Annotated in this window: 19 protein-coding genes and 1 pseudogene; 13 read left to right on the top strand and 7 right to left on the bottom strand. The window is 39.6% G+C overall.

The features are described 5' to 3' along the window. The first annotated feature begins 50 nt into the window (after nucleotides 1-50). From LO761_RS03015 to LO761_RS02995, 5 genes are read left to right on the top strand one after another with little or no spacing between them, the layout of a single operon-like run. Nucleotides 51-1,583, top strand: coding sequence for an SUMF1/EgtB/PvdO family nonheme iron enzyme (locus LO761_RS03015; protein WP_272816843.1), 1,533 nt, complete (start codon nucleotides 51-53; stop codon nucleotides 1,581-1,583). Nucleotides 1,584-1,612: 29 nt separating this feature from the next. Continuing rightward, nucleotides 1,613-2,989: a Gfo/Idh/MocA family protein gene (locus LO761_RS03010; protein WP_272816894.1), complete on the top strand. Its 1,377-nt coding sequence runs from the start codon at nucleotides 1,613-1,615 to the stop codon at nucleotides 2,987-2,989. Nucleotides 2,990-3,010: 21 nt separating this feature from the next. Then, complete coding sequence (locus LO761_RS03005; protein ID WP_272816842.1) at nucleotides 3,011-3,937, top strand: sugar phosphate isomerase/epimerase family protein; 927 nt, start codon at nucleotides 3,011-3,013, stop codon at nucleotides 3,935-3,937. An 11-nt stretch (nucleotides 3,938-3,948) separates the two neighbouring features. Next, nucleotides 3,949-5,148, top strand: coding sequence for a cytochrome c biogenesis protein ResB (locus LO761_RS03000; RefSeq protein ID WP_272816841.1), 1,200 nt, complete (start codon nucleotides 3,949-3,951; stop codon nucleotides 5,146-5,148). Next, nucleotides 5,145-5,921: a cytochrome c biogenesis protein gene (locus LO761_RS02995; RefSeq protein WP_272816840.1), complete on the top strand. Its 777-nt coding sequence runs from the start codon at nucleotides 5,145-5,147 to the stop codon at nucleotides 5,919-5,921. The genes LO761_RS03000 and LO761_RS02995 overlap by 4 nt, the downstream gene beginning before the upstream one ends. On the opposite strand, the gene LO761_RS02990 is transcribed toward LO761_RS02995, so the two are convergent. Continuing rightward, nucleotides 5,915-6,475: an NUDIX hydrolase gene (locus LO761_RS02990; protein ID WP_272816839.1), complete on the bottom strand. Its 561-nt coding sequence runs from the start codon at nucleotides 6,473-6,475 to the stop codon at nucleotides 5,915-5,917. The two genes, LO761_RS02995 and LO761_RS02990, sit on opposite strands and share 7 nt — an antisense overlap. Nucleotides 6,476-6,483: 8 nt before the next feature. Next, nucleotides 6,484-12,153, bottom strand: a complete 5,670-nt coding sequence (locus LO761_RS02985; protein WP_272816838.1) for an alpha-2-macroglobulin family protein — start codon at nucleotides 12,151-12,153, stop codon at nucleotides 6,484-6,486. 622 nt (nucleotides 12,154-12,775) lie between these two features. Between LO761_RS02985 and LO761_RS02980 the strand changes: the two genes are divergently transcribed. Together LO761_RS02980 and meaB are read left to right on the top strand one after the other, a co-directional pair. Further along, nucleotides 12,776-13,858 (top strand): DUF1573 domain-containing protein, encoded by a 1,083-nt coding sequence (locus LO761_RS02980; RefSeq protein WP_272816837.1) that lies wholly within the window; start codon nucleotides 12,776-12,778, stop codon nucleotides 13,856-13,858. Between the two features lie 3 nt (nucleotides 13,859-13,861). Next, on the top strand, nucleotides 13,862-14,959 hold the full coding sequence (gene meaB / locus LO761_RS02975; RefSeq protein ID WP_272816836.1) for a methylmalonyl Co-A mutase-associated GTPase MeaB: 1,098 nt from the start codon (nucleotides 13,862-13,864) through the stop codon (nucleotides 14,957-14,959). An 87-nt stretch (nucleotides 14,960-15,046) separates the two neighbouring features. Here meaB and LO761_RS02970 read toward each other — a convergent pair whose 3' ends face one another. Further along, a complete protein-coding gene (locus tag LO761_RS02970) occupies nucleotides 15,047-15,916 on the bottom strand; it encodes a 4-hydroxy-3-methylbut-2-enyl diphosphate reductase (protein WP_272816835.1) in 870 nt (289 codons plus the stop codon). Next, nucleotides 15,913-16,602, bottom strand: a complete 690-nt coding sequence (gene cmk, locus LO761_RS02965) for a (d)CMP kinase (RefSeq protein WP_272816834.1) — start codon at nucleotides 16,600-16,602, stop codon at nucleotides 15,913-15,915. Before cmk ends, LO761_RS02970 begins: the two co-directional genes overlap by 4 nt. 182 nt (nucleotides 16,603-16,784) lie before the next feature. On the opposite strand from cmk, the gene nusB reads away from it, so the two are divergent. The 6 genes and pseudogenes from nusB to LO761_RS02935 all read left to right on the top strand — a co-directional run bounded on the left by nusB (nucleotide 16,785) and on the right by LO761_RS02935 (nucleotide 21,913). Further along, the gene (nusB, locus tag LO761_RS02960; protein ID WP_272816833.1) at nucleotides 16,785-17,711 is read left to right on the top strand and encodes a transcription antitermination factor NusB; all 927 of its coding nucleotides are present in this window, start codon (nucleotides 16,785-16,787) and stop codon (nucleotides 17,709-17,711) included. Nucleotides 17,712-17,736: 25 nt separating this feature from the next. Further along, nucleotides 17,737-18,060 (top strand): preprotein translocase subunit YajC, encoded by a 324-nt coding sequence (gene yajC / locus LO761_RS02955; RefSeq protein ID WP_272816832.1) that lies wholly within the window; start codon nucleotides 17,737-17,739, stop codon nucleotides 18,058-18,060. A gap of 11 nt (nucleotides 18,061-18,071) precedes the next feature. After that, nucleotides 18,072-19,088, top strand: coding sequence for a YbbR-like domain-containing protein (locus LO761_RS02950; RefSeq protein WP_272816831.1), 1,017 nt, complete (start codon nucleotides 18,072-18,074; stop codon nucleotides 19,086-19,088). A 12-nt stretch (nucleotides 19,089-19,100) separates the two neighbouring features. After that, nucleotides 19,101-19,706 carry a dephospho-CoA kinase gene (gene coaE, locus LO761_RS02945; RefSeq protein ID WP_272816830.1) on the top strand — a complete coding sequence of 202 codons (606 nt, stop codon included), beginning with the start codon at nucleotides 19,101-19,103 and terminating at the stop codon, nucleotides 19,704-19,706. 67 nt (nucleotides 19,707-19,773) lie between these two features. Beyond that, nucleotides 19,774-20,205: pseudogene (locus LO761_RS02940) on the top strand (DUF5606 family protein); the annotation flags it as partial. 505 nt (nucleotides 20,206-20,710) lie between these two features. Then, entirely contained in the window at nucleotides 20,711-21,913 is a 1,203-nt protein-coding gene (locus tag LO761_RS02935; RefSeq protein ID WP_272816829.1) for a pyridoxal phosphate-dependent aminotransferase, read from the top strand. Between the two features lie 555 nt (nucleotides 21,914-22,468). Here the strand turns inward: LO761_RS02935 and LO761_RS02930 are convergent. From LO761_RS02930 to LO761_RS02920, 3 genes are read right to left on the bottom strand one after another with little or no spacing between them, the layout of a single operon-like run. Then, nucleotides 22,469-22,867, bottom strand: coding sequence for a WbuC family cupin fold metalloprotein (locus LO761_RS02930; protein WP_272816828.1), 399 nt, complete (start codon nucleotides 22,865-22,867; stop codon nucleotides 22,469-22,471). A 48-nt stretch (nucleotides 22,868-22,915) separates the two neighbouring features. Then, nucleotides 22,916-23,521, bottom strand: coding sequence for a chromate transporter (locus LO761_RS02925; RefSeq protein WP_272816827.1), 606 nt, complete (start codon nucleotides 23,519-23,521; stop codon nucleotides 22,916-22,918). Further along, nucleotides 23,518-24,066, bottom strand: a complete 549-nt coding sequence (locus LO761_RS02920) for a chromate transporter (protein WP_272816826.1) — start codon at nucleotides 24,064-24,066, stop codon at nucleotides 23,518-23,520. The genes LO761_RS02925 and LO761_RS02920 overlap by 4 nt, the downstream gene beginning before the upstream one ends. Between the last annotated feature and the right edge of the window lie 3 nt (nucleotides 24,067-24,069).

Genomic DNA, 24,069 nt, shown 5'->3' with positions numbered 1-24,069 from the left:
TTTGTCATTTTGAAAAACAAGTGCTACATAGTGGTAACATTTTATAGATTATGTCTAAATCAGGTAGTAAAAAGAAGTTTTTACTTATAGGTCTTGGCGGACTTGTTGTGGGTATAGCTGCAATGATTGCTTTTGATTGGATGTGGGAGGCGACTTCTACGAATGAATCGTGTATGATATGTCACTTCCATGATGAGGCAGACCAAGCATGGAAAAAGTCCATTCATAATAATAATAGTAAGTTAGGTATCGTAACAGATTGCGCGGCTTGTCATCTTCCACCCCGTGGAACTTTCAAACATTTTACTGCTAAAGCAAAAATGGGGATGAAAGATATCTGGTCGTATATGACAAAGAACAAGGAGGATATCAATTGGGATAGAAAAGGTGAATTGGACTATGCTCAGAAAATCGTTTATAACGAATCATGCGTAAAATGCCATACCAATCTTTTTCCTAAGGGTATTTCGGATGATGGTATTAAAGCACATCTGTATTATGAGGAGAATGAGAAGAAGTTAGATTTACAGTGTATCAGTTGCCACTTGGATGCCGGACATTACATGCCAAATTACAAGCATGGCAAGATGGAAGGTAAAGCTGTTACAAATAGTGGCATAAAATATGAAGAAGCTGCGGTGGTAACCGAATTCAAGAGTTTTAAAGAAACTGTTCCGGGTACATCGGCATCGATAGAAATGAAGGCTATTCCGGGTGGAACATTTACAATGGGTAGTTCCGATAAAGAACCATTCCATAAAGAGGACGAAGCTCCGCAGCATAAGATTTCCATTTCTCCATTCTTTATGGCTGAAGTAGAAGTTACGTGGGATCAGTATTGGGCATTTTATAATGAAACGATGTCAGAAGGTCGTACTACACCGGAGCAAGTTTATGCTAATAATTCACGCGAAGACGTGGATGCCGTTTCGGGGCCTACTCCTCCATTCGGATTCCCGGATCAAGGTTGGGGTATGGGAGATCGCCCGGCTATTACGATGACTCATTATGCCGCAGAGACATTTTGCCAGTGGTTGTCGTTAAAGACGGGTAAGAAATATCGCTTACCGACCGAAGCAGAATGGGAATATGCAGTGCGTGGTGGCACAGAGACTCCATACTTCTTTGAAGGTAATCCCAAGAAGTTTACGAATGGAGGGTTCTGGAATAAGATTTTCGGAGTTGACACAACGAATATCAATGGTTATATTATCTATGCTAACAACAGTACGGAAAGGACACAGGAGCCTTCTAAGGTTCGTCCAAACCAATATGGATTGAAGAATATGTTGGGTAATGTCATGGAATATTGTGCTGATAAGTACGATCCTGAGGCGTATAAAAATTGGAAAGATGGACAAAAAGATCCTGTTTGTACAAAGGGAGATGAATACGTTGTTCGTGGTGGAAGTTACAAGGATGATGCATCAGATTTGCGTTGTGCTACACGCGGGCATACAGAGAATGACGCATGGTTAAAGACCGATCCACAGAATCCAAAGAGTATTTGGTGGTATTCTGATATTAAAGGCATCGGATTCCGTGTGGTTTGTGATGTACCTGAAGGAGTGAATGCTAAATAATTTTTAAATATAAACCCTCAAATTAAAATATCATGGGAAAGAACAAAATTAGTCGTAGAGCTTTTTTTTCATATTCAGCAATGCTGGGAGCATCTGGTATGATTGGCTCATCATCAATTCTCTCATCTTGCGCAGGCAAGGAGAAAGGTTCTGAAAACACACCGTTGAAACAGCCGGGTGAATATTACATTCCTGAATTGCCGGACAAAGCTATTGATGGCAAAGAACTGAAAGTTGGTTTAGTTGGTTGTGGTGGCCGTGGTTCCGGCGCAGTAGAAAATGTGTTAGAAGCTGCTGACGGTATTAAAGTTACAGCTTTAGGCGATGTTTTCTCTGATCGTGTAGAAAATGTTAAGAAGATGTTATCAGAGAAGCATAGCCAGAACGTTCCTGATGAAGCTTGCTTCGTTGGATTCGATGCTTATCAGAAGGTGATTGATTCAGGTGTTGATATGGTAATCTTGACGACTCCTCCTGTATTCCGTCCGGTTCACTTCCAATATGCTGTTGAGAAAGGTGTTCATGCATTCTTGGAGAAGCCTATCGCAGCTGATCCGAAGGGATATCGTACAATTATGGCAGCCTCAAAGCAGGCCGTTGCTAAAGGTTTGTGTGTTGTAACCGGTACACAACGTCATCATCAACGTCCATACGTTGAAGCATTCCAGAAGATTCAGGAAGGTATTATCGGTCAAATTACCGGTGGAAATGTTTACTGGAATCAAGGTATGCTTTGGTATCGTACTCGTCAGCCGGGATGGAGCGATATGGAATGGATGATTCGTGATTGGGTTAACTGGAAATGGCTGTCCGGCGATCATATCGTAGAACAACACGTTCATAACATTGATATATTCCTTTGGATGACAGGTATGCATCCGGTAAAAGCTACTGCTGTTGGTAGTCGCCAGCGTCGTGTAACCGGAGATCAGTATGATAACTTCAGTGTTGACTTTGAATTCGAGAATGGAATTCATTTGCACAGTATGTGCCGTCAGATTGATGGTTGTGACACAAATGTCAGCGAGTTCATTCAAGGAACAAAGGGCTCTTGGAACAGTGCTACGCATGAAATCAAAGACTTGGCAGGAAATACCATCTGGAAATTTGATGAAGAAGCATCTAAGGCTCAATTCAAACAGCAGAATCCTTATGTATTGGAGCATGTCGATTGGGTTAACCACATTCGTAAAGGGGAAGCTCATGATGAATCAGAAGAGACAGGTATTTCAAGCTTAGCAGGTGTTATGGGGCGTGAAGCAGCTTATACCGGCAAGACAGTTACTTGGGATGATATTACTGCATCTGAGCTGGATTACATGCCAGAGAAACTCGAACTTGGACCTATGGATATGTCTAAGTATACTGTTCCTGTTCCGGGTGTTGCTGAAGCAGATAAAAAGTAATGTATCATAAAATACACTATTATGAATAGAAAACAATTTTTACAAAGTTCATTGGCCGGTATCGCAACTATCGCTGCTGCTTCTACAGGTTTGCCATCTTGTGCCAAACCTGCAGAAAAAAAGGAAGAGCAGCCGGAAGAGAAGAAAACGTCTGTTGAACTGAACCTTTCTTTTCAGGAAGGCATCACTCCATTTGAGGAATTGAACCAGAAACTCGACTATATGGAGAAGTTGGGTATCGTAGGTTTCGAACCGGGGGGACGTGGCTTAGCCGGAAGAGTTAAGGAAATTCAAGATGCATTGAAGAACCGTAACATAAAAGTCTCAGCTATCTGTGCCGGCTTTGAAGGCTTCATTCTTGCAGAAGATCCGAAAGTAAAAGCTCAGTTTGATTCTACTATGCGAGAGATTGTTGCCGCTGCCGGAGAACTTGGTTCTACAGGCGTTATTATGGTTCCTGCTTTCAATAGTCAGAAACCATGTAAACCTCATACACTGGAAACACGTGATTACCTATGCGAACAACTCCATGAATTAGGAGAATATGCTGTTAAATGTGGAACAACCGTTATCCTTGAGCCATTAAACCGTAAAGAAGCATTTTACATGCGCTTAGTTGGAGACGCTGCAGCTATCGCTCGTGATTCACAAAGCGAAGGTGTAAAATGTATGGGCGATTTCTGGCACATGCAAGAAGAGACATCCGACTATGGAGCATTCTGGTCAGCCGGGACAAAATACTTACAGCATGTCCACATGGCAAGCCGTGGAACTCGTAAAATGCCGGGCGAAGACGGAGATAAAGATAACTATATCGACGGATTCCGTGCATTGAAAGAGATGGGATATTCAAAGTATGTCAGCTTTGAGTGTGGCTCTACCGGTGATAAGAATGTGACTGTTCCTGCAGCTGTTGAGCTGTTAAGAGCTCAGTGGGAAAAAGCTTAAGCAAATTTTTTATGACCCAACAGGGATATAAAAAATCATTTATAAATTGTGCCTGCCTATTTCTGGTAGGCACAATTTTTCAACTCATCTTCGGCGACTTGGACAATTCGTTTCTCCACTTCCCTTGGGGAATAATTATAGCTGCCATCTATATCTACCTATTATTTTTAACTAATTATTTAACAGACAAACATCCTTGTCTGTATCGTCTTTATGATCATCATGCTTGCATTGCCTCACTGACATCGATGGTGATTATAACTATTATATTCGGACTAACTCGTCAGGATGATCAGTCGACAGGTCTGCTCAGCACTTTGGGATTTACCCGAATGACTTCTTCTTGGGAATTTAATCTGTTACTGATCTATTTCACTTCAACCGTAGGCCTTACAACTATAGACGATATTTACCATATTCGTAAAAGGAATATGGTTTCCGTACTTTCTCATCTCTTTATTTTCATTGTTCTCGTTGCCGGAATATTCGGTAGCGGAGATAAAATCAGAGTTCACATTCCCTTGGAACGAAATGAACCGACCAATATGGGTATATCTGATGGAAAACCATATCAACTCCCTTTTACACTGACTCTTAATAACTTCTCAATGGAAGAATATGATCCAAGAATATATATGGTAGATACCATTAGCGGAGTTTCATCGGTAGAGTACGTGACCTTTAATAAAAAAGGAGAGATAAAGCAGTTGGGAGAATGGAGTATCAAAGTGGAAGAATATTATGATATGGCTATTCCCGATAGTATAGGATTTCGGAAATTGGAACATGTGGGCGCAGCTCCTGCTTTATTTATTCGGGCGACTAATATACTGAATAAAGAACAAGTTTCCGGATGGATTACATGTGGAAGTTTCATTTTCCGATCGGAATACATCATGCTCAATAAACAATATGCTTTGTTTATGCCTCCACTTATTGCAAAGCATTATGAATCGGATGTAACTTTATTCCATTCAAATGCTCAGAAGCATCATTATAAAATAGAAGTTAATCATCCCGCAAAGATAGGAGCATGGATGATATATCAAGTGGGATATGATACTGAACGAGGCAGATGGAGTACAAGCAGTACCTTGGAATGTGTGCATGACAGTTGGTACGGAGTGGTACACATTGCTTTATGGATGTTGCTATTGACCGGAGTTTTAATGTTTATTACTGCAGGAGGCGGAAAGAAGGGGAAGTTATGAATTGGGAACACTTAATATACTATGCGTTGATTGCTGCCATTAGTTGGACAATCGGATCAATATTCGCTTTCAAACAGAGGCGGACGGCAGCTTTGATCATCTCGTGTATGGGATCGGCTGTATTCCTTATATATATCATCGGCATGTGGATTTCTTTACAACGTCCGCCGATGAGAACGTTAGGTGAAACTCGTTTATGGTACTCGTTGTTCCTCTCTATGGCAGGAATATTGGTCTATGCCCGTTGGAAGTATCCATGGATGTTGACATTTAGCACGGTTCTGGCTGTCGTTTTTATGTGTATTAATATATTTAAGCCCGAGATACACGATCAGAGTTTAATACCTGCCTTGCAAAGTGCCTGGTTTGTTCCGCATGTTATTGTCTATATGATGGCGTACGCACTGTTAGGTGCTGTTGCCGTTTTTGCGCTTTATCTGTGGTTACGTCCGTCAAGGCAGGTTGTTACGACAAAAGAAATGAGCATTTGCGATAATCTTGTCCGTATCGGATGGGCATTCCTTACACTGGGTATAGTGATGGGGGCACTTTGGGCTAAGCAAGCTTGGGGGGATTACTGGTCGTGGGATCCAAAGGAGACATGGGCTGCGGCTACATGGTTCAGTTACTTGTTGTATCTCCATCTGCGTCCTCGGGTACATAACGATTATGCTTTCGCGTTGATTCTGTTTTCTTTTATCTTATTGCAAATGTGCTGGTACGGAATCAATTATCTTCCTTCTGCACAAGGTTCCAGTATTCATACCTATTGATGGAAATGCTTATTCTCAGCAAAATATCTCCATAGCGGAGCAGCCATCAGAGCTTGTTTTATTTCATCGTTCTTTAACATCTGTAGTACTTCTTCCTTAGAAAACAGACAGACCTCTATATCTTCTGTCGCATCCAGATGCTGACCGGATATTTTCTCCACGCCGATAGCTAAGAAGCAGTGCGTCAAGTTAGTATTTGCACTGGCATTGGCAGAAATATTCATCCATTCTTTCCATTCGCCTCCTGCATATCCGGTTTCTTCTTGTAACTCTCGTTGAATAGCTTCAAGTGGTTGCTCATCTTTTTCCATTACACCGGCACATATCTCATACGAGGTACAGTCAAGCGCGTATCGGTATTGGCGGACAAAGACGAACTTCCCTTCTTTGGTTATGGCAATCACATTGACCCAATCGGGATATTCTAATACATAATATTCATTGTTGACAGCTCCTGTCGGCAACTTCACCTTGTCTCTGCGTGCCGTCAGCCAAGGCCGTTTAATCAGGTATTTGCTTTCCAGCGTTTCCCATTTCATGTCCCGTTTGCTCATCTTTTCGTTTATTTTATTATTAACGTCATACCCGTTCCGTGACCGGCAAATTCCGGAGCATAAGCCGACTGAACGGTAGCAATGCCTGACAGATATTTACCCGTACGAGTAATATAGACTTGATATTCCAATTGATAGGTTCCTTTTCTCATCTTATCGGCATAGAACATGGTCGATGAATCTTTTGTACTTTGATAAACTCCTAAGCCATTATTCCAACGATACCCCGATATAACATCCAAAGGCTCCATGCAAGCTGCGCGCTGGTCTTTTATCTGTACAAAATCCATGTCCCTATCAGCTGATACCGTCAGGCGGATAGTTACTTTATCTCTTACATGAAGTAGCTCATTTGAATGGATGATATCCTTACCTTTCAGCAGTTCTCGTCGAATAGTCAGTGCATTCCCTTGCGATTGCACCTTATCCATATCTTCAAAATACTGTGCGTAAACCGCTCCCCAAGAAGTTCCATCCGATTCTTTTTCTATCGTAACAGACGTTGCGCCCTTATCTTTTTCCGGAATCCTTTCCTTAACATAACCCAGTACATTTTCTTTGGGTGCTTGAATGATGGATTCCCCTATTTTTATCTTTACACCTTCCGGATGAGCCAATAAATCATGTTCACCGATATTCAATAAGGCATAGATGGCATCGGCCGATGCAAGAGGTGTTGCCCAATATTGGGTTTGTTTCTGTTTGAGTAACCAACGCTGCATATCGTCTATTACGTGTTGGTCTTTAGTTATCCGATTGACAGCCTCAATCGCTGCCACCTCGGTAGGGATGCGATAACTGTACCAAGAATAATCGGCTTTTCGGGCATCATAGTATCGTCCCATCTCGTCGGTAGAGACGGAATATTCCATCAACGATTGTAGAAATTCCTTTGCCTTATCTGTCCGCCCGTAGTCGTACAGTACTACCGATCCGATTGCTTTACCGTAAATAGTGAACATAGTCGGATGGGATGCTATCTTGTCTAAGAAATACTTTGTCATTTTATCCGAAGTAGCGTGAGCTGTTTTATCATATAAACGCTGGATATATAAATAGCTGATGACCGATTCGGAAGGCATGTTGTCCGACTTCGGATGCTTTTTATCCCATGTTAACATCTCTTGGTATTCTTTTGTTGCTTGCTCTTTCAAATACTTCATTGCCTTATCAGTAACCAGCTTCATCGAACCGGTATAGGTAGTATGGGTCATATCTTGTAACCGCATGAGTATTTTCATTACTTCCGTTGTAATGTACCTGTTACCCGCCATTCCTTCAAACCAGCTCCATCCTCCATCCGGCTTTTGCAATTGTTGTAGTTTTTGTTCACCTGTTAAGAGTCGGTTGCTCATGGTATTTATGTCAAACAAAGTAGCGATTCGGTTTCGTTGTTCGGCTTCACTTTCCGCTTCCATTATCCAAGGAGTCTCTTCAAGCATCATATTTTTCAGTTCTTGATTCTTTTGTAATTGGCTCATAAAGCTCTCCTTGTTTCCACCTTGTGCTTTCCAACTTTCTATCACTTGTCGAATGCGAGGATGTGTATCGGAAATATATTTTGCGATAGCATTTGAATAGTAAGTCACAGCCCAAGAAATAACGCTCTCGTTCTCCGGATTACTTAATGCCGGCAATGCTTGAACGGCATACCAAGCAGGATTGGCTGTCAGTTCCACCGTTAACTTCTTTCCCGTAGCCGTGTTGCTGTGCCGATTGAACAGGGTATCGAGTGAGAAAGTCTTTTTTCCTGCGCCATTGATATATAAAGGAACGGTTTCTGTTACCCATTCTTTATCGGTAAGAACCGGAAGGTAATGTTGTTCACCATCACTGAACTTTCCACCATCGGCAATAAAACGGATAGCCATTATAGGATATTCGTCTGTGACTTTAAAAGAGAAGTCTATCGGAGCGTTTTTGTTACCGTCCACACTAAACGATTGATGATCGGAATAGAATACTTTATCTGTTTGCGGATTGAAGAGTTCCATTTTTACATCACCTTTCACGACCTCGTTAGTCAGATTGATCAATTGAGACACTACATGCACTTCATCTCCACTTCTGACGAACCGAGGCATATTTGCCTGAATCATAAAGTCCTTATTTGCTGTAACCGATGAGCGAAGGAATCCGTAATCCACCTCCTTTGTATGGGCAAATCCCACAAAATTCCATTTCGTTAGGCTTTCAGGTAATATGAAGACAATGCTTACCTCTCCTTTTTCATTGGTTCTGAGTTGCGGATAAAAGAATGCTGTCTCTTGGAAGTTCTCACGGACTTGAACCGGTGAATTCTGTTCTCCTGCAGCTTCATCATTAGTCTGTACGGCTTCTTCCGATTCTTCAACAGCTCTTGAAGCCGCTGTCTTCATGGATGCTCCGGTAAGAAAAACGACATCCGCCCTATGGGTCATAGGTTTGTTCAGTCTGTCGATTAAATTGTATGGCTCGAAGTACATGTGCATAAATATATTCAGGCGCGAGTAATCCAGTCCCGGATAGTTTAATGTAGTATATGGGAATGAAACATACATAGAGCCTCCTTCCGTATTCTTCAGTTGCCAGGAAGTCTGTGGAATCGGTCTGTTGAATCCCGGATAGAAGCTAAGATTATATGATTTCATCTGATCTAATGACGCGTCATACATCATAGCTAACAGCTCTGCATTAGCGGCTTTACCATTTGGTCTGACAATTGTTAAACGCCACTCTTCTTTTTGTCCCGGAGTAAGTTTATCGCGAAAAGAAGTCCACTTCAAATGAAGCTCCTTATCCGGTCTCGGACGGACAATGGCTGACTGATGGTTGTATAATCTGTCATTCTTGACAAAAGCCCAAGAAACCAATATGCCATCACCATACTCTTCACTATATGGGTAGGTGAATTGAATGATCTCATCAGAAATATTTATTCGTTTGGACTCTAAATGTTTGTTTCTGGAAAAGACATCATATAGCAAGTAGACATCCTTTTCGGTAGTTCCTATATATACCGTAGGATTCGGTGTGCCAAACTCTTTGCCATCTATATAGAACCAATCAGTCCGTTCTATCGGTAACTTTTTATCCTTCAAAGACAATATCAGGAAGTCTTTTTCCGCTTTACAATCTCTGTTTTTATCATCCTTGGCAAAAATGCTGACGCGGTACATACCACTGGAGATTGATGGCAAATTTTCTAAGTCGAAAGGTTTGTTGGCAGCATATTCTCCCTGAAGAATCACTTTTACTTCTTTGTAAGGCTCTTTCTTATTTTCTTGCTTCTCTAATTGAATCAATTTATAATGAATGTTCGCGTCCACTTGTTCATCCATCAGATTTTTTGCTGAGAAAGCCATGTTCTTCGGAAGCTTTTCTTTGTACATTTCTTCTTTTATACCGTCGATGTCAATTACCATTGAAGTACTCCCGACAGGGATATGCGTATTCCCCTGCTGAGTTTCTCCTCCGTTCGAGGTTACATCAGCGATGATATGGAAGTCATCATAAAAATAATTTGTTTTGCTATCACTGACTTGAAGTTTTACGGGGATGGAAAATTGGCCATTGTCGTCGGTGTCGGTATTTCCTTCCCAGGAAGCTGTTTCTCCGTAAGAGTTCCAGAATCGGAAATATGGTTTCCTGCGTTCTATTTTATAATGAACTTTTGCGTGAGTCACAGGTACTCCGGTATATGTTTTCGCTAAGCCGTTTATCAGAATGGAATCATTTGCTTGAAACTGTGATTGAATTTTTTCAAAAGTCACTTCAAATGTCGGACGTTTGTACTCTTCTACATTGAACGAAACGGATCCCTTAGCATTATCCGTTGTTGCCTGAATAGAGAAATGTCCATTGAGTCCGCCTTCGGGCAATACAAACTGATGATTGAAGCTGCCAAATTCATTTGTCTTGACTTCCTTCTTTCCAATCTCTTTGTAATTTGCGTCGCGTAATGTCAAGGTGATAGTCTCGTCGGGCAAGACTGAAGTCTCATCTTTCAACTGCGTATAAAACACTCCCGACACGTAGACTGTTTGTCCCGGACGATAAAGAGAACGATCAATGAAAAGTTGCAGAGCGTTTCTGCGAGCATTGGTTTCCGGCAGATTAAATCGGCCGATCCACTCGGAATTGATTTTCATCCATTCGTCATTCTTTCGATGTGCATAGAAAAGAAGCCGGTTGTCAAATCCGGAGATACGAGCTGATCCGTTTATATCTGTTTGATAATCTTTTATATGAATGAATCCTTCTTCGTATTGATGCTTGTAAGTTGAAATGATGGCATCTTTAACCGGATGGCCCGACTTGGCATCAACCACAACCAGTTCTTCCTCCTTGTCAGGCAATGGACGGAAAATAATTCGAAGGCTGCTGACGTAGATCAATGTACCATCTATTTCCATCTTTTTATTTCCATCCGGAATAACTTTCAGGTAGTAAATGCCACACTTCGGCATCTGATAGTCGAAGGTTGCAGTATGTGGCTTATAGTCATTGGTGGACTCTAAAGTGATATGCTCTTTCTTTTCCAACTTGGCAAAACGCAGTATCTCTTTCTCTTGTTTCCATAGAATAGGAGAGTCCGGCATTAGATTAATCCGGTAAGTTAGCATGGTCGCGCCGGTCAGATTCTTATATTCGATATTTAATTTCTGAATCTCTTCGGGATAAGGTACGTCTACATGAATTGAAAGATTCGGGTTTAGAATATCTTTTTCTACGTTCTTCAATTGATTGATATTCATATAATCCGGATACTTTTGTATGCCTTCTCTGGCTAAAGCCAGACATGCTACCGGCGATTCTTCTCGAAATTGTCTATTAGAGCAATAGGCAATATAAACTTCGGGAACCGTTGCAATGGAGCTATACTCTTTAATCCAATCTTTATACTGCGCGTAAATCTGCTCTTTAGTCATAAAGGAGGAATATTCACTGCATAGATACTCTTGCGTTTCCAAAGCAGTGAGTAACCAAGCCGACCGGTCGTTCTCATTATTATATAAGTTGAGCAATGACTGATATATATGAAGTATTCCGGCTTTTACATCACCATCGCTTTGCATTGGTATATCTGTTGACATGAAGTCTTTGACAGAATGGATATTCTTGGGTAATTGTTCTGTTTGATTTCCTCCATTGACAGATTGCCATTGAGCATCTTTTAAAAGACCGATTGCTTGACGGGCCAATAAATCATATAAATTATTCCCGAAAAAATAAGCACTTGTCTTGCCATCTTCTTCTAACGGTTTATATGTTGCTGCATTTATTTGCTTTAGTTCGTCTTTGTGCTTTAACGGAAACATCAGCTTATCGAATGAATCTTTTATGTTTTCATTCATAGATAGTTCGCTCCAGATAATATAAAGAACTGATCGGTCGGCTATATTGGTGTTTTTTTCTGCCCAGTTTAATAGTTTTTTCTTATCTACTTTCAGACTGTCTTCCGATATTTCAGCACGGCTTTGTGCAGCAGTAAGGAATGCTTTCATCATTTGGGGAACATTCTGTTCTTTCTCTGCTTTGTTGTAGATTTTTTGTGTTTCTCTGATAACCGATTCCGGTAAATCTTTCTTTTGCAGAGCTTCCACTCTTTTCCACATTGTATCGTAAGTTTGCGCATGCATACTTAAACTCAATAAACTCATAAGTATAATGATAATAGATGCTGTCTGTTTTCTCATTTCTGATATATTTTTTATAAAGAAACGAAATATTTTGGGAAAACTGCGCGGCAATTAGTTAAAATTGTAGAAAGTGCATGAAATGAGAAGGACTATCGTGAGGACTTTTTTATCATAATAACGCGAGTTCGACGAATTCAAAATAATGTAAGCCGTGTATCTTTGCTTCTTCTTAAACAGGCACGCAAATCTTTGAAGAAATCAATGGTACGCGGCTACTATCCCAATACGTAGGAACAAAGAATTTGAGCCATATAAGTTGTCGTATTCATTAAAAGAATTTTTCGTTTCACAGATGTGATACATTCGTTTCACCTATGTGAAACAAGTAGATTATATGCATGAGTTGAGTGATTCATACGGTTCTCTTTTACTAATCTCTTTATGATAATATTAAAAAACCAAATAAAAAGGAAAAAACACCTCACCAATATGCTATTAGACCATATTTTGCTTTCGTTGGTTTCTGCGTAGCCTCTTTGTTATTTCCTCGAATTCACATTATAATATCTTCTATAGAATCAAAACGAAAAATAAATAAGTCGGAAAATAATAAGGATTGGGTTGTTTTTTACTTATCTTTGCATAACAAATTAATTCTGCCAGATGAACAGTATTCGCCATGAGAGAGAAGCATATTATATATTTATTGATATTATCAGCCGTTTTGACTATTCCAACTTTTGCGCAACCGGCAGTTAAGGTAGACTCTCCGGATCAGGTTTTGGGAGTAATCCTTTGGAAAACTCCTACGGTTGTCTCTTATAGGATTACAAATACAGGTAATAAACCGTTGGTTATTAATAAGGTAAAAGCATCTTGCGCGTGTACGGTGGCAGAATGGTCAAAGAATCCTATAGATCCGAAAAAGTTTACGGATATACGAGTGACTTATGACGCGAAGATGCTCGGGCATTTTGATAAATCGGTTGCGCTTTATACTAATGCCGATGAAGATCCTCTTTATCTGTCTTTTCGAGGGCAAGTCTCGACAGAGTTGATAGAAGATACTTCGAATTTTGAGAACCAGATTGGATTTCTTCGTCTTGATCATACTTCCATTGAATTTGATGATGTGAATAAGGGGGATAAACCAACTGTAAAAATCAAAGTGATGAATGGTTCTGATGATACTTATACACCGGTGTTAATGCATCTTCCTCCGTATCTTTCAGCTGTTGTTGTTCCGGAGAGAATAGATAAGAATCATGTAGGGGAAATTCTGGTCACGCTGAATTCTGATGAGTTGCCTAAGTTGGGCTTAACGACAGCCAATGTTTACCTATCCCGTTTCCCTGGTGATGTGGTCAGTGAGGAAAATGAGATTCCTGTTTCGGTAGTTAATTTGCCGGACTTTTCTCATATCAGTATGGAAGAGCAGCAGAATCCACCTGTTATTTCTCTTTCGAAAAAGGAACTTGACTTCGGAACTATCCATGTTGATGAAACGAAAAAAGGAGAAGTGATTATTACCAATACGGGTAAGTCAAAACTTGAAATACAGTATCTGCAGGTATTTAATTCTGCTCTTGGTGTACAGTTGAAGAAGCGTGTTATTGCGCCGGGAAAGCGTCAGAAACTGAAAATCACGGTGTATGGTAATCATTTGCGTAGAATTAAAAATGTTCCCCGTGTGCTGATGATTACCAATGATCCGAAACAACCGAAGATAGTTATAAAAGTAAAAGTCTCATTAAATAAATAAGAAATGAAACACCCTGAAAACGATGCACAATTCAAAGGATTAAAAGTAAACGATGGTGTCAAACAGCCGGATATTGTAAGTCCCTATTTGAAAAACTTCCGCAGAGCTCGTCGTAAGTTGACGCCCGGTGATTATGTAGATGGAATTTTGAAGGGTAATGTAACTATTCTGAGTCAGGCTGTTACATTGGTTGAGAGCTTACGTCCGGAACATCAGGTTATCGCTCAAGAGGTGATAGAGAAATGCCTTCCTTATTCGGGCAATTCAGTTCGTGTGGGGATTAGCGGTGTGCCGGGAGCCGGGAAAAGTACTTCAATCGATGTGTTTGGAATTCATGAATTAAATAAAGGAGGAAAGTTGGCTGTTCTGGCTATAGATCCAAGCAGTGAACGTTCGCATGGTAGTATCTTGGGAGATAAAACTCGTATGGAGCATCTTGCTCAACATCCGAAGGCTTTTATTCGTCCCAGCCCATCAGCAGGCTCTTTGGGAGGTGTTGCGCGGAAAACTCGTGAGACAATTATACTTTGTGAGGCAGCCGGTTTCAACAAAATTTTTGTTGAGACAGTAGGCGTCGGGCAAAGCGAAACGGCATGCCATAGTATGGTCGATTTCTTCCTGCTGATTCAATTGGCCGGTACCGGTGATGAACTGCAGGGAATCAAACGAGGCATCATGGAGATGGCCGATGGTATTGTTATTAATAAATGCGATGGCAGCAATGTAGATAAGGCTAAAATGGCAGCTACTAATTTCCGTAATGCTTTGCATTTCTTTCCGCTCCCCGATTCAGGTTGGGCTCCAAAGGTCTTGACCTATTCCGGTTTTTATGGCTTGGGAATCAAAGAAATATGGGATATGATTGACCAGTATATTGCTTTTGTTAAGGAGAATGGGTATTTTGAGTACCGTCGAAACGAGCAGGCAAAGTATTGGATGTATGAAACCATTAATGAACATCTCAAGAATAGTTTCTATCAGGATGAACATATAATAAGTATGTTGGAAAATGCGGAAAAGGGTGTTCAGAGTGGAAAAGTTACTTCTTTTGTAGCCGCGCAGAAGTTGCTTGATGAGTACTTTAATAGTATGAAAGTCTAACCTATCTTGTAGGAGAATGTCTTTATACCGATTAGTTTGTTATGTCATACTGATGATTTATCTTGATCATTCGCATGACATAATCTGTTATTGATGATAGAGTTCAAGAATACGACGCTTACAGTTCTCCATTAACCATGTGGGGGTGGAAGTGGCACCACATATCCCTACAGTTTGAACCCCGTCGAGCAATTCAGAATAGATTTCTTCCGGTTCGGAGATAAGGTAGGTATTCGGGTTTACCTTATGACACTCTTCGAAAAGGATACGTCCGTTTGAGCTTTTTTTACCACTGACAAAGATAATCAGTTCATGCTCTTTTGCGAATTTTTGCAGATGCGGCATCCGGTTTGCTACCTGACGACAAATAGTGTCATGGTATTCAAAGGTGGCGTTGGGGGAAATATGTTTTTCTATATATCGGATGATTTCCCAATAATCTTCCAACGACTTAGTCGTTTGGGAATAGAGTCGAATATCTTTATTAAAGTTGAGTTGTGTAACTTCTTCGGGATGTTCCAACACGATGGCTTTTCCTTGAGTTTGCCCAACCAGCCCTAATACTTCGGCATGTCCGTTTTTCCCATAGATAACTATCTGTTTGTCTGTGGGAACAGATTTGTCGTATTCTGATTTAATTCTTTTCTGGAGTTGTAAAACAACAGGACAAGTGGCATCAATCAATTGAATGCCGTTTTGTTTTGCTATTTGATAGGTTTCGGGAGGCTCCCCATGAGCACGGAATAATACTTTGGCATTATGCAACTTAGCCAGTTCTTCATGATTGATAGTGATGAGTCCGAGCTTTTCCAAACGTTCACATTCCAATCCGTTATGAACGATGTCGCCCAAACAATAAAGCGTAGTACCTTTGGCCAATTCTTCTTCGGCCAACTTGATAGCCCTTGTTACTCCAAAGCAGAAGCCTGAGCATTCATCAATTTCCACATGAATCATTCGTCAACAATTTTATGATATTGTTCCAGCAGCCATGCGTTTTGCTCATCTATGGTCAGATTGCTGTTATCTAATATAATAGCGTCATCAGCTTTACGTAGCGGACTCACCTTGCGGTGCTCATCAATATAATCGCGGTCTTTTACATTCTTCAATACCGTTTCGTAAGTAGCAGGCTGTCCTTTTTCTTGAAGTTCTTTAAAACGGCGTTCGGCACGAACTTCAGCGGAAGCTGTAACAAATATTTTTAATTCTGCATTTGGAAATACAACAGTCTGAATATCCCGTCCATCCATAACTATTCCCTTGCTTTTTCCCATAGCTTGTTGCTGTTTAACCAAAGCTTCGCGAACAAAAGGTAAAGCTGCCACAGGACTCACATGATTTGAAACTTCAAGTGAGCGAATTTTGTTTTCTACATTTGTACCATTTAAATAGGTAACAGGCTTCTGTGTTTCTGGATCAAGTTTGAATGAAATTTCCAAAGAAGGAAGTGCTTGCTGTAATGCTGTAGTGTTAATCTCTTTTCCATTGCATAAATTATTTTCCAAACAAAAGAGAGTAACGGAACGGTACATAGCTCCACTGTCAATGTAGATATATCCGATTTGACGAGCTAATTCTTTTGCCATAGTGCTTTTACCACATGAAGAGTAGCCATCGATAGCAATAATTATTTTTTTCATATAAATAATGAGTATATAATAGAAGACAAAGATAAATAAAACTTAACTATGAAAAGGATAGAGGAGGAAAAAATAACTTTATCAGATACTTTCAAATTTAGATAAAAAATAATATTTCTTTTGGCGTATATCAAGAAAAATACTTAATTTTGCACCTCCACAACAATGATTAATGTGATTTTATGATTAATAGAGTTCTTATCCGTATTAAAATTGTTCAGATAATTTATGCGTTTTATCAGAACGGCGGCAAAAATCTGGAGACAGCAGAGAAAGAGTTGTTTTTTAGTATCTCCAAGGCGTATGACTTATATAACTATCTATTAATGTTGATGGTTGAAGTGACAAATTACGCGGCTAACAAGTTAACCAAGTCAAAACGCAAATTGGCACCGTCTCCGGAAGATGAGAATCCGAATACGAAGTTTGTTGATAATAGATTTATTGCCCAGCTTGAGGTAAATGAACAACTTCTTTATTTTAAGGGGAATCAGAAAAAAACTTGGGATAACGAGCCGGAGTATATTAAAGGATTGTTTCAGAAGATTGTGAGTTCTGATATATATAAGGCTTATATGGAGCAGGAGACTTCTACTTATGCTGACGATCGTGAATTTTGGCGTAAGATTTACAAAACGATTATTATGACCGATTTAGATCTGGATAATGTGCTTGAGGATCAGAGTCTTTATTGGAATGGTGATAAAGAGATTGTTGATACATTCGTTTTGAAGACTATCAAGTTTTTTGACGAGAAGAATGGTGCTAAGCAGGAACTTCTTCCGGAGTTTAAAGATGATGAGGATAAAGAATATGCAAGTTTGCTATTTCGTCGTTCTATTTTGAATGGTGACTATTATCGTCATCTGATTAGTGAAGGTACACGTAATTGGGAACTGAAACGTGTAGCATTGATTGACACGCTCATCATGCAGATTGCTTTGGCTGAGATTCTGACATTCCCGAATATTCCGGTGAACGTTTCATTGAATGAATATGTTGATCTGGCAAAGGCTTATAGCACACCAAAGAGTGGCGGATTCATTAATGGTACACTCGACGGTATTGTTAAGATGCTTCGATCGCAAAAAAAGTTGCTAAAGAATTAATAATAACCTCTTAATTTAATAATGTATGAATTTGTTATATGTAACATTACAAGCTGCCGGCGGTGGAATGGATATGTCGTTCCTTATCATGATGCTGGCTATCTTTGCCATCATGTATTTCTTCATGATTCGTCCGCAGAATAAGAAGCAAAAGGAAATTGCTAATTTTCGCAAGAATTTAGAAGTAGGACAGGAAGTGATTACTTCCGGTGGTATCTATGGAAAGATAAAAGAATTGAATGATAACTATGTTATCCTTGAGATAGCATCTGCTGTTCGTATCAAAATAGATCGTAATTCTATTTATGCTAATGCGGCTTCCTCAAATGAGCAGCAGCTAACGAAATAACCGGTTTTTATATGTTCGACAAAGTGAGTGTTAGCGAACAATATAAGAAGGTGATCAAAAAGATCAGAAGCTTCCTGTTGAGTGCTTCAACAAAGGAGTTCCTGATTTTTTTGTTTTTTGTTTTTATCTCTTTCTGCTTTTGGCTGATGACTGTTCTGAATGATGATTATGAAAGTGATTTTAATATTAAACTGAATATGAGGAATGTGCCGGATAATGTGGTTATGACAGCAGAACTGCCGACCGATATGAGAATTCGATTGAAAGACCGGGGCACTGTGTTGGCAAAATACTGGATGAGGCATGCTTCCATTCCCATAACACTCGATTTTAACGACTATGTAGAATTGGGGACTGAAGTGACGGTTCCCAAATCGACGGTCGTACAGAAAATAAGAAACCAGCTGAGTCAATCTACTCAGATGATTTCTTTGCACCCCGATTCTATCTTTTTCATATATACGCGTGGAGAAGGTAAAAAAGTTCCTGTGAAGTTTCAAGGGAGTATTCAGGTGGATCCGAAATATTATATTTCCGGCTTAAACTGTGAACCGGATTCCGTTATGGTATATGCGCCGATAGAAATTCTTGATACTATTACTGCTGCTTATTCACAGTTGACAAAGTTTGATGAACTGAAAGACACTACTGCTCAACGTATTCCGTTACAGGAGGTAAGGGGCGCGAAGTTCGTTCCGGATTATAATGATGTGACAATTATGGTTGATGTCTACTCGGAAAAGACGTTAGAAGTGCCGGTTCATGGTATGAATTTTCCACCTGATAAGGTGCTCCGCACTTTCCCATCAAAAGTGAAGGTTACTTTCCAAGTGGGTTTAAGTCATTTCAAGACTGTTACTTCGGATGATTTCTTTATCGCGGTCTCTTATGAGGAACTTTTGAATAGTAAGAACTCAAAATGCATGCCACATTTGAAAGCAAGTCCAAGTATAGTGAACCATCCGAGAATTTCTCCTTTGGAAGTTGACTATATTATTGAGCAACAAACTACTGCGGATGAGGATTAATCAATTTGTCTTATGATAAAAGTAGCTATTACCGGTGGCATTGGCAGTGGGAAGTCGTATGTCTGTAATAAGCTGATAACATTAGGGATTCCTGTTTATAATGCTGATGATGAAGCCAAACGATTGATGATTTCTTGTGAAAGAATTCATCAAGATTTGACAGAACTCATTGGTATGGATGTTTATAATACTGATGGCTCGTTAAATAAACCTTTTTTGGCAAACTATTTGTTCTCTTCGCCTGAGCATGTAAAGCAGATAAATGAAATAGTTCATCCACGAGTGCGTGAAGACTTTATGTATTGGGCTAAAGAACAATTGGAAGCAGGAAAGGTGATTGTCGGTCTTGAGTCGGCTATTTTATTTGAAGCGAAATTTGAAGATACAGTCGATGTTGTTGTGATGGTTTACGCTCCGAAAGAACTTCGGCTGAAACGAGCTATGGAACGCGATCATGTAACTAAAGAACAAGTTGAGGCGCGAATGAGTCAGCAGATGAGTGATGAAGAAAAGTTAGGCAAATCAGATTATGTTATTATGAACGACGAGTCTTCTCCATTGATGGAGCAACTGGAACAATTAGTTGACCATTTAATTCGTCTTAAAAAGCAAGTGTAAAATTTGTGCGTTTCGTTCATGAGTTGTACATTTGTCTCTTGAATTTATAATTAAATATGAAATTATCATGTTAAAGACTATTTTATCCATCTCAGGGAAATCCGGATTATATAAACTGATTTCTTCTGGCAAGAATATGTTGATAGTTGAGTCGGTTGATGCAGCGAAGAAAAGAATGCCGGCTTATGCACACGACCGTATCACTTCTTTGGCAGATATTGCTATGTTTACCGATTCAGAAGATGTTCCATTACCTGATATTTTTGAGTCTATGAAGACTAAGGAAAAAGGAGCTGTTTGTCCGATTGACCTAAAGAAAGCTTCTACTAATGAATTGTTTGATTACTTTGCGCAGATACTTCCTAATTATGATCAGGATCGTGTTCACGCAAATGATATTAAAAAATTGATCACTTGGTATAACATTTTGATCAACAATGGTATCACCGAGTTTAAAGAAGAATCGGAGGAGGAAAAAGCAGAAGAAGCAGTTGTTGAGGAAAAAGTGGAGGAAGATAAGAAAGTAGAAAAAGAAGTGTCTGCTAAGAAATCTACTACACAGAAAGCTCTGGAGAAGAATGCAGTGAAGAATTCGGCTAAGAAGGTTGCGAAAGAAGCTGCAAAACCGGCGAAAGCGACTCGTAATACGGCTGTTCAGAGAAAAGCAAAATAATAATGATTTTATATATTGTAAACACCTGTGGAAATCAACTTCCACAGGTGTTTTTTTATATACGGATGTGTACATATATGGATGACAGATGAAAGTTAAAAAGATAAAGACTGTGAATGATAAGTTGAACAGTATATTTGATCTATATCAATGGAGAAAGTGATACATACCACTTTGCTTGATGATGGGTACGGTATTTTTGTTTTTTACAAAAGAATTTCAAATATGGTATTTTGTAATACAAATTCTATTTAATTATTAAAATTCTTTGCATTTGTTCTTTGATATTAAATATTAAATGTAAATTTGCAAGCAATTTACTTTAGAACAAATGCCTAAAATATCAGAACGCGGAATTGAAATGCCGGAGTCTCCAATTCGGAAGCTCGCGCCTTTAGCGTCCGCTGCAACGGAACGAGGTATTAAAGTCTATCACCTCAATATTGGTCAGCCCGATTTGCCTACTCCTCAGGTGGGGTTGGATGCTTTGAAGCATGTCGATCGTACTATCCTTGAATATTCTCCTTCACAAGGTTATCGCAATTATCGTGAGAAACTTGTCGGTTATTATAAAAAGTATAATATTAACGTTGACGCGGACGATATTATCATTACCTCAGGAGGTAGTGAAGCAGTGCTTTTTGCTTTCCTTTCTTGTTTGAATCCGGGGGATGAGATTATTGTTCCGGAACCGGCTTATGCTAATTATATGGCGTTTGCTATTTCTGCCGGAGCGCAGATTCGTACCATCACTACGACTATTGACGAAGGATTTTGTTTACCTAAAGTAGAAAAGTTTGAAGAGCTGATTAACGACCGTACCAGAGCGATTATGATTTGTAATCCGAATAATCCAACGGGCTATTTATATACCCGTAGGGAGATGAATCAAATTCGGGACTTGGTTAAGAAGTATGATTTGTATCTCTTCTCCGATGAGGTTTACCGTGAATATATTTACACCGGTTCTCCTTATATCAGCGCCTGCCATTTAGAAGGTATCCAGCAGAACGTAATTCTAATTGATTCCGTTTCAAAACGTTATAGTGAGTGTGGCATCCGGGTTGGCGCGTTGATTACAAAGAATGAAGAAGTTCGCAAAGCCGTGATGAAGTTCTGTCAGGCTCGTTTGTCTCCTCCGTTGATTGGGCAGATTATTGCCGAAGCGTCTTTGGATGCTCCGGAGGAGTACTATCGAAATGTATACGATGAGTATGTGGAACGTCGTAAATGTTTGATTGACGGCTTGAACCTTATTCCGGGCGTTTATTCTCCTATCCCGATGGGGGCATTCTATACCGTGGCAAAATTGCCTGTTGATGATAGCGAGAAGTTTTGTCGTTGGTGTTTGGAAGAGTTTAATTATGAGGGGGAGACGGTGATGATGGCTCCGGCTTCAGGATTTTATACCACTCAGGGGATAGGATATAATGAAGTTCGTTTGGCTTATGTTTTGAAAAAAGAAGATTTGGAACGTGCGCTCTTTATTTTGAAGAAAGCGCTTGAAGCTTATCCCTGCAGGGTAAATGATTAGAAATAGTTGAGCGTTTAAGTTGAAAAACTAATAAATGATGGAGGCTTAGAGTGATTGCACTTTAGGCCTTCTGTTTTTTACACAAGGATAAAAATACCTTTTATCGTATATGAATAAAATTCAATCTATATTTCTTCTAATATAATTCGATGAAATAACAGGATGCCCATGTAGAAACCTACAAAGATGGAATACGACCTTATAGTATGTTTAAAACGATGTTTTTCTCTTTTTGTCAGGTTCTTTAAAATTGTCATAAAGAGATTAGCAAAAAGAACTGTATGAATCAATCAACTCATACGTATAATCTACTTGTTTCACATAGGTGAAACAAGTGACTCACATAGGTGAAACAATTGTCTCACTGCAGTGAAACGAAAGTATCACATAAGTGAAACGAAAAAAATCTTCTGATGAATACGGCAACTTATATGGTTCAATTTTTTTGTTCCTACGTATCGGAGTAGTAGTTGTATACTATTGATTTTTAAAAAGATTGGTGTGTCTGTTTAAAAAGAATCAGGCGCAGTTCGTATTATTTTAGATTCGTTGAACTCACATTAATATGTCATCGGGTGTGATAGGTGTGTATGGTCCGTCTTTCACTTCCATCAGAACGGTGTTGGGTTCTAAAACTTCAATGGTATGCCATACACCTTTCGGGATATTATAACCATACACTCCTTTTAGAGGATTGATTTCTTTTTTAATTTGAATCGATTTATCGTTATTGTAGATAAATGCGTTCAGTCGGCCACGCAGTATCACAAATGTTTCATCGGTATGCATGTGTCGATGAATGACAACTTTTGTCCCCGGCTCCACAGCGTTTAGCAAGCATTGTGCTTTCGCGTCGAGTGAGGTATGAAAATTGTAATTCATTCGTAAGCGGGGACTTTCTTTTGCCTCTGCCGATACTTTATCCAGTAATGTATTATCTATAATTTTAGTCATAATAAAAAGACAAGAGGGTTATTCTTATACTATTCCATCTACTTTAAACTAATAGAGGATGAATCCCGCGACACCACATAGTACCATCATCAGAATTGGATTGACTTTCAACCAACGCGTACCTATAAAAGCAGCAATGAAAATGAGGACACTCCAAATAAATTGATAATTTGTTTGATAGAAGTTGGCGAGACCGTTAGGGAAAGCATTCGTAAAATGTCCGAAGTTCTCTGCGTCCATTAATACCAAGGCAGCCGCGGCAATCAGTCCTACTACGGCAGGACGGAGTCCACTGAATACAGCTTCAATATATGGATGCTTTTGATATTTTATGAAAAACTTACTAATTATCAACATCAGAATAAACGAAGGTAGCACTACTGCTATGGTTGAGGTAATAGAGCCAAGTATGCCAAGTATATGTCCGTATCCTGCGTTAATTAATGATGTGTATCCTACATAGGTAGCAGAGTTGATACCTATTGGTCCGGGAGTCATCTGGCTGATGGCTACAATATCCGTGAACTCACTCGGACTCAGCCAGTGATATTTTGTCACTACTTCACCTTGAATTAAAGAAAGCATCGCGTATCCTCCTCCAAATCCGAACAGCCCTATCTTAAAGAAAGTATAGAATAACAGAAGATATATCATGACGCGCTATTTTTATGTTTATATTTACCATAGAGGAAACCTCCCATACCGGCAATGATAATGACATATACCGGAGAGAAACCTAACAGCCAAATCAATAGAGCAGATACGACCGGTATCCAAACATTGTATTTATTAATTTTTGCGCTTTTAGCCATATTGAATGTAGGAACTGCAATTAAAGCAACAACTCCCGGGCGGATGCCTTTAAATATTCGTTGTACCACTTCATAATCTTTAAATTGCTGAAAGAATAAAGCAATAGTCAGAATGATGATAAACGATGGTAAGATAGTGCCGGTAGCCATGGCAAGAGCTCCCTTTAACTTACGCAGCTTATATCCGATAAATATAGCTATGTTGACGGCAAATATTCCCGGAATGGATTGTGAAATAGCCATGAGATCAATGAAATCATTCTGAGATATCCACTTTTTCTTCTCAACAATTTCCGATTGGATGAGCGGAATCATAGCATAACCTCCTCCTATGGTGAACAAACCAATCTTGAAGAAGGTTATGAATGCTTGAAGATAAAATGACATACA

Source organism: Phocaeicola oris, from assembly GCF_021295095.1.
Classification (GTDB): domain Bacteria; phylum Bacteroidota; class Bacteroidia; order Bacteroidales; family Bacteroidaceae; genus Phocaeicola; species Phocaeicola oris.
Note: the sequence above shows the minus strand (reverse complement) of the source record. Positions and strands in the feature narration are given on the sequence as shown.

Coding starts and splice junctions, on each gene's coding strand:
- LO761_RS03005 (WP_272816842.1), top strand. CDS start 3,011: ATGAATAGAAAACAATTTTTACAAAGTTCATTGGCCGGTATCGCAACT.
- LO761_RS03000 (WP_272816841.1), top strand. CDS start 3,949: ATGACCCAACAGGGATATAAAAAATCATTTATAAATTGTGCCTGCCTA.
- LO761_RS02950 (WP_272816831.1), top strand. CDS start 18,072: ATGTTCGACAAAGTGAGTGTTAGCGAACAATATAAGAAGGTGATCAAA.
- meaB (WP_272816836.1), top strand. CDS start 13,862: ATGAAACACCCTGAAAACGATGCACAATTCAAAGGATTAAAAGTAAAC.
- LO761_RS02925 (WP_272816827.1), bottom strand. CDS start 23,521: ATGATATATCTTCTGTTATTCTATACTTTCTTTAAGATAGGGCTGTTC.
- cmk (WP_272816834.1), bottom strand. CDS start 16,602: ATGAAAAAAATAATTATTGCTATCGATGGCTACTCTTCATGTGGTAAA.
- LO761_RS02970 (WP_272816835.1), bottom strand. CDS start 15,916: ATGATTCATGTGGAAATTGATGAATGCTCAGGCTTCTGCTTTGGAGTA.
- LO761_RS02995 (WP_272816840.1), top strand. CDS start 5,145: ATGAATTGGGAACACTTAATATACTATGCGTTGATTGCTGCCATTAGT.
- yajC (WP_272816832.1), top strand. CDS start 17,737: ATGAATTTGTTATATGTAACATTACAAGCTGCCGGCGGTGGAATGGAT.
- LO761_RS02930 (WP_272816828.1), bottom strand. CDS start 22,867: ATGACTAAAATTATAGATAATACATTACTGGATAAAGTATCGGCAGAG.
- LO761_RS02985 (WP_272816838.1), bottom strand. CDS start 12,153: ATGAGAAAACAGACAGCATCTATTATCATTATACTTATGAGTTTATTG.
- nusB (WP_272816833.1), top strand. CDS start 16,785: ATGATTAATAGAGTTCTTATCCGTATTAAAATTGTTCAGATAATTTAT.
- LO761_RS02980 (WP_272816837.1), top strand. CDS start 12,776: ATGAGAGAGAAGCATATTATATATTTATTGATATTATCAGCCGTTTTG.
- LO761_RS02920 (WP_272816826.1), bottom strand. CDS start 24,066: ATGTCATTTTATCTTCAAGCATTCATAACCTTCTTCAAGATTGGTTTG.
- LO761_RS02990 (WP_272816839.1), bottom strand. CDS start 6,475: ATGAGCAAACGGGACATGAAATGGGAAACGCTGGAAAGCAAATACCTG.
- LO761_RS02935 (WP_272816829.1), top strand. CDS start 20,711: ATGCCTAAAATATCAGAACGCGGAATTGAAATGCCGGAGTCTCCAATT.
- coaE (WP_272816830.1), top strand. CDS start 19,101: ATGATAAAAGTAGCTATTACCGGTGGCATTGGCAGTGGGAAGTCGTAT.
- LO761_RS03015 (WP_272816843.1), top strand. CDS start 51: ATGTCTAAATCAGGTAGTAAAAAGAAGTTTTTACTTATAGGTCTTGGC.